General features: G+C 43.9%; 7 protein-coding genes and 2 rRNA genes (1 of these 9 cut by a window edge). 6 read left to right on the forward strand and 3 right to left on the reverse strand.

The features are described 5' to 3' along the window. Nucleotides 1–80: 80 nt before the first annotated feature. The 6 genes from BC659_RS02925 (at nucleotide 81) to BC659_RS02950 (ending at nucleotide 4,315) form a co-directional block, all read left to right on the forward strand. Nucleotides 81–1,130: an endonuclease/exonuclease/phosphatase family protein gene (locus BC659_RS02925; RefSeq protein WP_133473146.1), complete on the forward strand. Its 1,050-nt coding sequence runs from the start codon at nucleotides 81–83 to the stop codon at nucleotides 1,128–1,130. Nucleotides 1,131–1,452: 322 nt separating this feature from the next. Next, nucleotides 1,453–1,806, forward strand: a complete 354-nt coding sequence (gene rpsF / locus BC659_RS02930; protein WP_133473149.1) for a 30S ribosomal protein S6 — start codon at nucleotides 1,453–1,455, stop codon at nucleotides 1,804–1,806. 2 nt (nucleotides 1,807–1,808) lie between these two features. Next, entirely contained in the window at nucleotides 1,809–2,072 is a 264-nt protein-coding gene (gene rpsR / locus BC659_RS02935) for a 30S ribosomal protein S18 (protein ID WP_133473151.1), read from the forward strand. A 162-nt stretch (nucleotides 2,073–2,234) separates the two neighbouring features. Further along, nucleotides 2,235–2,681: a 50S ribosomal protein L9 gene (gene rplI, locus BC659_RS02940; RefSeq protein ID WP_133473153.1), complete on the forward strand. Its 447-nt coding sequence runs from the start codon at nucleotides 2,235–2,237 to the stop codon at nucleotides 2,679–2,681. A gap of 253 nt (nucleotides 2,682–2,934) precedes the next feature. Then, nucleotides 2,935–3,330: an RNA recognition motif domain-containing protein gene (locus BC659_RS02945; protein WP_133473155.1), complete on the forward strand. Its 396-nt coding sequence runs from the start codon at nucleotides 2,935–2,937 to the stop codon at nucleotides 3,328–3,330. A 100-nt stretch (nucleotides 3,331–3,430) separates the two neighbouring features. Further along, on the forward strand, nucleotides 3,431–4,315 hold the full coding sequence (locus BC659_RS02950; protein ID WP_133473157.1) for an aldo/keto reductase: 885 nt from the start codon (nucleotides 3,431–3,433) through the stop codon (nucleotides 4,313–4,315). 18 nt (nucleotides 4,316–4,333) lie between these two features. Here BC659_RS02950 and BC659_RS02955 read toward each other — a convergent pair whose 3' ends face one another. The 3 genes from BC659_RS02955 to BC659_RS02965 all read right to left on the reverse strand — a co-directional run. Then, a complete protein-coding gene (locus BC659_RS02955) occupies nucleotides 4,334–5,611 on the reverse strand; it encodes a sensor histidine kinase (protein ID WP_133473159.1) in 1,278 nt (425 codons plus the stop codon). 708 nt (nucleotides 5,612–6,319) lie between these two features. Further along, a 5S ribosomal RNA gene (rrf, locus tag BC659_RS02960) occupies nucleotides 6,320–6,430 on the reverse strand. 70 nt (nucleotides 6,431–6,500) lie between these two features. After that, nucleotides 6,501–9,077 (reverse strand): 23S ribosomal RNA (locus BC659_RS02965) (it continues 231 nt past the right edge of the window).

Genomic DNA, 9,077 nt, shown 5'->3' on the forward strand with positions numbered 1-9,077 from the left:
CATACTACCATCAATCATTTTTGCGGGAAATACGGTCAATAAAATCTGTATTTAGCGTAATCATTTTTCAATTTTTTAGCATGAAAAAGATTCTATGCATCTTAGTCGTATTACAACTTGCGTTGTGCGCTTTGTCACAGGTAAAGAGATATCAGCTGACTGTGATTGGTTTTTATAATCTGGAGAATTTATACGATACCATCGACAACCCTTTGGTGAATGACGATGATTTTACACCCAAGGGTGTGAAGAGATATGGTACTGCTATTTTCAGAGACAAACTGAATAAGTTATCGAAAGTGATCAGTGAAATCGGCACCGATTATTCAGATCAGGGTTTGAGTTTGTTGGGGGTTGCAGAAATTGAAAACGATACTGTTCTTCAATTTTTAACTCAACATCCTTTATTACAAAAAAGAAATTATCATATCGTGCATGCTTCATCTAAAGACATCAGGGGTGTGGATGTTGCGCTACTCTATAATCCTGTTTATTTTTTTCCGTTGGATGCGCAGAAATTATTTGTTTCCTTACCTGGTAACAGTAAAGAGTATTCTTTCACCAGAGATATTTTATACTGTAAAGGTTTATTGTATGACGATACGGTTCATGTATATGTAAATCACTGGCCCAGCAGAAGGGGTGGTCAGGAAAGAAGCGACCCCGCCCGTATGGCCGCCGCCGCTGTGTGCAGGAAACATATTGACTCGGTTCTTGTTAATGAGCCGGATTCCAGAATACTGGTGATGGGGGATATGAATGATGATCCTTCCGACATCAGTATTCGTGTAGGGTTAAGAAGTAAGGGCAACAGGAATGCCCTGCAACAGGGCGACCTATTTAATCCCTGGGAGAACCTGCTGAAAAAAGGGGTAGGCACATTGGCGCATCGGGACCGCTGGGGATTATTTGACCAGATTATGCTTTCAAAAAGCTGGCTGGACAGATTCCGACCTGGGTTTTACTTTTTCAGAGAACATATTTTCAATCCTTCGTACTTAACCGAATATACCGGCAGGTACAAAGGCTACCCCATGCGTACCTGGGATGGTAACCGGTACCGGGGAGGCTATAGTGATCATTTCCCGGTTTATATGGTCTTTTTGAGAAATAGCATTGATTATCAATGAGTCCGGAAGACCGGAAGTCGGAAAGTCCGAAAGAAATATTGTATCTTTATAGACGAACCCTACTTCCGGTCTTCCGGTCTTCCGGTCTTCCGGTCTTCCGGTCTTCCGGTCTTCCGGTCTTCCGGTCTTCCGGTCTTCCGGTCTTCCGGTCTTCCGGTCTTCCGGTCTTCCGGTCTTCCGGTCTTCCGGTCTTACCACTTTTCCTTTCCATATTTCCCCGGAATCCCTTACCTTTGCAGCCCCAAATCTGTTATTGGCAGATTTCTCGCCTTTGGCGAGATCCACTGGGAAAAACCAATTTTAAAACCTAAAAATTCAGGTAATGAGTAATTACGAATTGATGGTGATTTTCACTCCGGTACTGTCTGAAGAAGATTTTAAAGCTTCTCAGAAGAAGTACGAAGATTTCATCAAAGAAAATGGTGGATCTACCGTATTCAGCAACCCATGGGGACTGAAATCACTGGCTTACCCTATCCAGAAAAAAACAACTGGTATTTACTGGATTCTGGAGTACAGCGCTCCTACTGATCTTAATGAAAAATTGAAGATTCAGCTGTTACGTGACGAGCAGGTAATGCGTCACATGGTTACCAAACTCGATAAATACGCCGTCGAGTACAACTACAAGAAAAGAAATGGCGGATTTGCTGTAACTGAAAAAACGGAGGGTTAATCATGGCAAAGAATGAGATCAAATACCTGACCGCTATCAAACAGGAGAAGCCAAAGAAAAAATTCTGTCGCTTCAAAAAGTATGGCATTAAATACGTTGATTATAAAGACATTGAGTTCCTGAAAAAATTCATCAACGAGCAGGGTAAATTATTACCTCGCCGTTTGAGTGGTAACTCACTGAAATATCAACGTAAAGTATCTGATGCAGTTAAGAAAGCACGCCAGATGGCGCTGTTGCCTTATGTAACGGATTTGTTGAAATAAAGTAAAAAGTCAACAATCAAAAGTCAAAAACTCTTTTTCTTTTGATTGTTGACTTTTGATTTTTGAATTATATCCAATTAGTCACCTTCCCTAACCTCGCCTAAGGCGAGAGACAGTCTAGCCTCAGGCAAGACTGGGCTCTTGGGAACTAAAAAAACAATCATGCAAGTAATTTTAATTCAGGACGTAGACAATCTGGGTGGTCGTAATGAACTGGTAACCGTAAAAAATGGTTATGCCAGAAACTTTCTGATCCCGCAGAAATTTGCTGTAGAAGCAAACCCTTCTAATCTCAAACAATTGGAAGAGCGTCTCAAAGTACAGGCTAAAAAAGAAGCTGCTATGCTGGCTGAGATCAATAAAGTGATCGAAGTGCTGAAAGCTTCTCCTGTAAAACTGGGTGCCAAAACAGGTACCAGTGGTAAAATCTTCGGTACCATCACTTCACTGCAGATAGCACGTGCTATCCGTGACCAGAAAGGTTACGAGATCGACCGCAAGCGCATCAGCATCGTTGACGAGGTAAAAGAACTAGGCGCTTACAAAGCTTCTATCGACTTTGGTAACGGTCATGTTACAGAAGTAGATTTTGAAGTGGTAGGTGAATAATTCTCCTGAAAACTAATTTTCCCAACCCCGACAGTATCGTCGGGGTTTTTTATACCGGTTTTTCGGTATTTCTGCCCCATTTTAGCCCAAACCGGGTCAGTTACGAAAAAAACTTGTCAATTCCGCAAATTCCCTATCTTCGGTAGTCCAATGATAGGTCTTCCATATCTCAGAACGTTTTTACGTAAATGTTTCAGGATTTTTGGTTACTGGTTTCTCATTGGTTTTTGATCACTTAATTTTTAAAAAGAACATGAACATTTACGTTGGAAATCTGAACTGGAACATGACCAGTGACGATCTGCAGAACCTGTTTACTCCCTATGGTGAAGTAACGAGCGCCAAAATTGTTACCGACAAATTTAATAACGACCGCAGCAAAGGTTTCGGTTTTGTTGAAATGTCTGATGATGAGGCAGCCCGTACTGCAATCAGCGCCCTGCACGATACAGAAGTGCTGGGTCGTAAAATTGTAGTAAACGAATCTACCCCACGCCCTGAAGGTGAAAGAGGCGGCTTCAAAAAGAAGAGCTTTGGCGGCGGCGGTGGCCGTGGCGGATTTGGTGGTGGTGGCAACCGTGGTGGCGGTGGCGGGTACAACCGCGACCGTGGTAACGGCGGCGGCGGTGGTGGATACAACAGGTATTAATCTACTACAACTACAAAATCTTCAACCCCGACAGTCTGACTCGTCGGGGTTTTTTATGTTTATTGATGAACATTTCTCTTCCTTTCTTTAATTTGGAGGCATGAATACAGCATCTGTTATTAAAACACCTATTGCAGGTTGCATGCGCTGGGGAAGATGGGGTGCAGGTTTTTCTACGACTGAATATCTTCGGATGATTGAAGCCTGTCTGGAAAATGGCATCACAGCATTTGACCATGCTGATATCTACGGTGATTATACTACTGAGGCAGAATTTGGTGCAGCTTTACAGGAAAAGCCTTCTCTGCGTGCACATCTGCGCATCATCACTAAATGCGGTATTCAGATGAAAACAGAAAACCGTCCTGCTCATCAAATAAAATCATACAATAGTTCTGCACAGCACATCATCCGTTCTGTTGAACAGTCGCTTGAAAATTTCAGAAGCGATCATCTGGATTTATTATTGATTCACCGGCCCGATCCCCTGATAGATCCTGCCGAAGTAGCTACTGCTATTGAGTTGCTGAAGCAGCAGGGAAAAATTCTGCAGTTCGGTGTCTCTAATTTTTATCCGCACCAGGTTGAAACCCTGATGAAGTATACAAGGATTGAATATAATCAGCTGGAAATTTCTATCCTGCATTTACCTCCGTTTACGAATGGCATGCTTGATCATTGTATGCAATATCAAATTGTTCCGATGGCCTGGGCCCCACTTGGGGGTGGTATATTGAATGATGACAGTCACCCGCGTTTCCGAAGTATTATCAGCACTGCTACACAATTGGCGGAAAAATATGGAACCGGCGTGAATGAAATGCTGCTGGCCTGGTTACACAGGCATCCTTCCGGTATTATACCTGTTATTGGTACCACCAAAATTGAACGGTTGATTCAGGCCAAAAATGCCTCGGGTATTTTGCTGGAAAGGGAAGACTGGTTCAGGTTACTAATGGCTTCTACAGGTGAAGATGTAGCCTGATGGATCTAAAAGATTAGATTACGCTAAAGGAATTTTCACATAAAAAACTGTTCCTTTTCCTTCTTCACTCTCTACTGTAATCGTTCCTTTGTGTTGCTCCACAATTTGTTTACAAATAGAGAGCCCCATCCCAAAACCCTTCTCACCTGCGGTACCATTGCGTTTGCTATGACCAAAGAGGTCGAATATATTCTCTTGTTTTTCTTTCGGTATTCCTATACCATGATCAGTAACAGCGATGACTGCGTAATTAGGTTCTTTACTTGTATGGATGATGATCTCAGACTGTTCTTTACTGAATTTAACTGCATTGGTTACCAGGTTGGCCATTACCCTTTCTATCCTGTCGATATCAATGAGTACCGGCAGCTCTTCTACGCAATATTGAATGTTAACCCTGATACTTTTCTCTCTGGCCCTGAATTCAAATGCTGGATACCATTCACTTAATTGCTGATTTAATTCCACCATTTTCTGATCTCCGTTACGCTCTGTGCTATTGTTATGTTGCAGCAAATCATTAATGAGCATCAATGCACTATGCGATGCCTGATCGATCATCGAAAAGAATTTCTGCTGATCTTCTTTTGAAAGCGATTCCGATTGCATCAGTTTGGCGATTCCTGAAATATTAGAAATGGGAGTTCTCAAATCATGTGCTACTGTTCCCAGTATTCTGTCTTTCTGATCCTTTGCAAACCGGAGTTCCATATTGGCATTTTCCAGTTGGTAGAGGTTCTTAAAATAAATGGTTTTGAAGTACAGTAATGCGAGTATAAAAAGTAATAATGGGAGAAACATTTTCAAACCAGTGGCAATGATTTCCGGAACTGGCAATTGTGAAAGGTCGGGTGTGTACGATAAGCGAAGGAAAACGAAGACCAATGCCGTAGACATAGCATAAATAAGGTAATGCCAATCTTTATCAAACAGTATAATTGCCGCTAAAATCATCAGTAAGAATCTGTATTCACCAGAATTATGATAAATATAAGAGGCGATCATGGATAAGGCAGTTAGGCTAATCAGTATAACCAGTCTGAGTTCCTTGTATTTACCTTTTACAGCGATCCAAAAGGCGGTACAAAAGCTAAAAAGCTGTGCAACATTAACAAGTGCAGGAAAATAAGCATCATGAATGAGGTTAATAATCAGTGATAAAATTGCAAAAGGAGACCCGATTAAGATAAACAGATTGAACATGTATACCCTTTGTGTTTCAATAAAGGATGTATCGGCATGTACACCTGTTCGCAGAAATTTTTGAAAAGGATTTAGTTTCTTTTCCTGGGTCATTGGATATCAGTATGGGGCGGCACTAAGGTAGTTAAATTAGAAATAAGGAATAAGAAATAGGAAATAAGAAAGTAGTACCAGAAAATCATTTCCTTATTTCCTATTTCTTATTCCTTATTCCTCTGTTTTCAAATGACATACGGCAAAAAAAACCTCACCCGTACAAGACGAATGAGGCTCAATAAATCTACCTAAGGCAGACAAGTATGGCAACTACCTATTCTCCCATCCGCCTTAGGCGGAAAGTACCATCGGCCTCCTGTTTTTCATGCAGCAAAAAAAAGCCTCATTCGTACAAGACGAATGAGGCTCAACAAGTATGGCAACTACCTATTCTCCCATCCGCCTTAGGCGGAAAGTACCATCGGCCTCCTGTTTTGTTCATGCAGCAAAAAAAAAACCTAATTCGTACAAGACGAATGAGGTTCAATAAATCTACCTACGGCAGACAAGTATGGCAGCTACCTACTCTCCCATCCGCCTAAGGCGGAAAGTAACATCGGCTTCCTTTTTTTTGCTCATACAGCAAAAAAAAAAAGCCTCACTCGTACAAGACGAATGAGGCTCAATAAATCTACCTACGGCAGACAAGTATGGCAGCTCCTACTCTCCCATCCGCCTAAGGCGGAAAGTAACATCGGCTTCCTTTTTTTTGCTCATGCAGCAAAAAAAAAGCCTCACTCGTACAAGACGAATGAGGCTCAATAAATATGGCAGCTACCTACTCTCCCAGCAAAACGCAAGTACCATCGGCCATGGGGGACTTAACTTCTCTGTTCGGAATGGGAAGAGGTGAACACCCCCGGCAAAACCACCATAAGATTTTAAATCATGGTAATAAACCAGTGACAATAAGTTACATATTGGGAAGGAAATGATAACAAGAAAAAAAATAAAGCTTACGGGCAATTAGTACTACTTGGCTTTGCTGTTACCAGCTTTACACCTATAGCCTATCAACGTCATAGTCTTTGACGACCCTTAAAAGTAAACTCATCTTGTGGAAGGTTTCACGCTTAGATGCTTTCAGCGTTTATCCTGTCCGTACATAGCTACTCTGCATTGCACCTGGCGGCACAACAGATACACCAGCGGTACGTACGACCCGGTCCTCTCGTACTAAGGTCATGTCCACTCAATTTACTAGCGCCCACCACAGATAGGGACCGAACTGTCTTGCGACGTTCTGAACCCAGTTCACGTGCCACTTTAATCGGCGAACAGCCGAACCCTTGGGACCTTCTCCAGCCCCAGGATGTGACGAACCGACATCGAGGTGCCAAACCTTACCGTCGATATGAGCTCTTGGGTAAGATCAGCCTGTTATCCCCGGAGTACCTTTTATCCTTTGAGCGATGGCCCTTCCATGCAGAACCACCGGATCACTTTAGCCAGCTTTCGCTCCTGCTCGGCGTGTTTGCCTCACAGTCAAGCACCCTTTTACTAATGCGCTCTACGTACGATTACCAACCGTACTGAGGGTACCTTTGCGAGCCTCCGTTACTTTTTAGGAGGCGACCACCCCAGTCAAACTACCCACCATGCAATGTCCCCCGTTAGGGGTTAGGTTCTAAGCAACAAAAGGTTGGTATTTCAACGATGACTCCACAATGCCTGGCGACACTGCTTCATAGTCTCCCAACTATCCTACACATTTGGTGCTCAAAATCAATGCAAAGTTGTAGTGAAGGTTCACGGGGTCTTTCCGTCCCGTGGCGGGTAACCGGCATCTTCACCGATACTACAATTTCACCGGGCTCGTGGAGGAGACAGTGTTCAACTCATTAGACCATTCGTGCAGGTCGGAACTTACCCGACAAGGAATTTCGCTACCTTAGGACCGTTATAGTTACGGCCGCCGTTTACTGGGGCTTCAGTCAGGAGCTTTGGCTTGCGCCGAACACCCTTCCTTAACCTTCCAGCACCGGGCAGGTTTCAGGCTCTATACGTCAACTTACGTTTTTGCAGGGCCCTGTGTTTTTGTTAAACAGTTGGTTGAACCATTTTACTGTGACCAGCCTTGCGGCTGGTACGCTTTATCCCGAAGTTACAGCGTCAATTTGCCTAGTTCCTTCTCCACGGCTCACCCGAGCGCGTTAGAATACTCATCCCGTCTACCTGTGTCGGATTCCGGTACTGGCTGCTATACTCGCTTTTCTTGGCAGGGATTTTATGGTTTCGCTTTGTCCGAAGACTCCACTCAGGCGTACACTTCCGTCCGTACGCAACCACCACGTCCCTGCGTCACTTTTAATGCATAGCAGGTGCTGGAATATTAACCAGCTTTCCATCAGATGCCCCTTTCGGGTTTTCCTAAGGACCAGACTAACCCTGATCCGATTAACGTTGATCAGGAAACCTTAGACTTTTCGCGTTAAAGTTTTTCACTTTAATTATCGTTACTTATGCCTACATTTTCTTTTGAAATCGCTCCAGCATACGTCGCCGTACACCTTCTGTGCAGATTTCAATGCTCCCCTACCACCCGCCTAGGGCGGGTTTAGAACTTCGGTTCGTAGTTTGATGCCCGATTATTTTCCGTGCAGGATCTCTCGACCAGTGAGCTGTTACGCACTCTTTAAATGAATGGCTGCTTCCAAGCCAACATCCTGGCTGTTATAGAAATCCCACCTCGTTTGATCAACTTAACTACGTATTAGGGACCTTAGTTGCTAATCTGGGTTATTTCCCTCTCGGCCCTGGACCTTAGCGCCCAAAGCCTCACTGCTGCAGATATTTATTAGCATTCGGAGTTTGTCAGGGTTTGGTAGGCGGTGAAGCCCCCTAGCCCAATCAGTAGCTCTACCTCTAATAAACTTCTATATGCAACGCTGTTCCTAAAAACATTTCGGGGAGAACGAGCTATCTCTCAGTTTGATTGGCCTTTCACCCCTATCCACAGGTCATCCCAAGACTTTTCAACGTCAACGGGTTCGGTCCTCCAGTTAGTTTTACCTAACCTTCAACCTGCCCATGGATAGATCACAAAGTTTCGCGTCTACCCCAACTGACTAATCGCCCTATTTGGACTCGCTTTCGCTTCGGCTCCGTTAAATATGAACTTAACCTCGCCAGTTAGGAGTAACTCGTAGGCTCATTATGCAAAAGGCACGCCGTCACTCATATTGCAGAGCTCCGACCGCTTGTAGGCGCACGGTTTCAGGTACTATTTCACTCCCCTGTTCGGGGTGCTTTTCACCTTTCCCTTACGGTACTGGTTCACTATCGGTGTCTGAGGAGTATTTAGCCTTACCAGATGGTGCTGGCAACTTCATGCAAGATTCCTCCGGTCCCGCATTACTCAGGATACTGCTCGTCCGCATTAATTTGTACTTACAGGGCTATCACCTGCTATGGCTCATCTTTCCAGATGATTCAGTTTGATAATGCTTTCTAAATGCAGTCCTATAACCCCGGATCGGCACGCCGACCCGGTTTGGGCTATTCCCTTTTCGCTCGCCACTAC

Source organism: Sediminibacterium goheungense (genome assembly GCF_004361915.1).
Lineage (GTDB): Bacteria > Bacteroidota > Bacteroidia > Chitinophagales > Chitinophagaceae > Sediminibacterium > Sediminibacterium goheungense.

What these genes read in the sequence shown, in the direction of transcription:
- BC659_RS02925 (WP_133473146.1), top strand. Translation starts at nt 81, where the DNA reads ATGAAAAAGATTCTATGCATCTTAGTCGTATTACAACTTGCGTTGTGC.
- rpsF (WP_133473149.1), top strand. Translation starts at nt 1,453, where the DNA reads ATGAGTAATTACGAATTGATGGTGATTTTCACTCCGGTACTGTCTGAA.
- rpsR (WP_133473151.1), top strand. Translation starts at nt 1,809, where the DNA reads ATGGCAAAGAATGAGATCAAATACCTGACCGCTATCAAACAGGAGAAG.
- rplI (WP_133473153.1), top strand. Translation starts at nt 2,235, where the DNA reads ATGCAAGTAATTTTAATTCAGGACGTAGACAATCTGGGTGGTCGTAAT.
- BC659_RS02945 (WP_133473155.1), top strand. Translation starts at nt 2,935, where the DNA reads ATGAACATTTACGTTGGAAATCTGAACTGGAACATGACCAGTGACGAT.
- BC659_RS02950 (WP_133473157.1), top strand. Translation starts at nt 3,431, where the DNA reads ATGAATACAGCATCTGTTATTAAAACACCTATTGCAGGTTGCATGCGC.
- BC659_RS02955 (WP_133473159.1), bottom strand. Translation starts at nt 5,611, where the DNA reads ATGACCCAGGAAAAGAAACTAAATCCTTTTCAAAAATTTCTGCGAACA.